This window comes from Gemmiger formicilis, assembly GCF_016901605.1.
Lineage (GTDB): Bacteria > Bacillota > Clostridia > Oscillospirales > Ruminococcaceae > Gemmiger > Gemmiger formicilis_B.
On record NZ_JACJKP010000463.1, the window covers coordinates 1 to 424 of the forward strand.

Annotated in this window: 1 pseudogene; it reads left to right on the forward strand. The window is 53.5% G+C overall.

Going from position 1 to position 424, the window contains the following annotated elements:
• Positions 1 to 186: 186 nt before the first annotated feature.
• Positions 187 to 424: pseudogene (locus H6B10_RS15455) on the forward strand (hypothetical protein); the annotation flags it as partial.

Sequence of the window (424 nt, forward strand, 5' to 3'; positions counted from 1 at the left end):
CCGTCACCGCCACCACCATACCGCCCGGTCTGCTTTGCAGGAAAGGCAGTTTTGGTGTACGCAGCAGCTGCAGGATGAGAACCTGCGTCCACAGGGATTCCAGGAACCACCCGGGCTGAATACAAAGGAAAAATTACTCCGGCGGAAACGGACGTACTTTTCAGCGCCCACGCAGTCGTGGATGAAATGCTGGAAGACGGCATGAAGGTTATCGCGGTGGCCTACAAACCGGTACAGGAAACCATACTTTCCGATCAGTTGGAAGAAGACTGTATCCTGCTGGGATATATAGCCTTCCTTGACGCACCCAGGCAAAGCGCTGCCAGTGCTATCGGAAAGCTGCAGGCACTTCATGTAAAAGTAAAGGTCCTTACAGGTGACCAAAAGCCGGTAGCACTTTCTATTTGCCGCCGACTGGGAATCG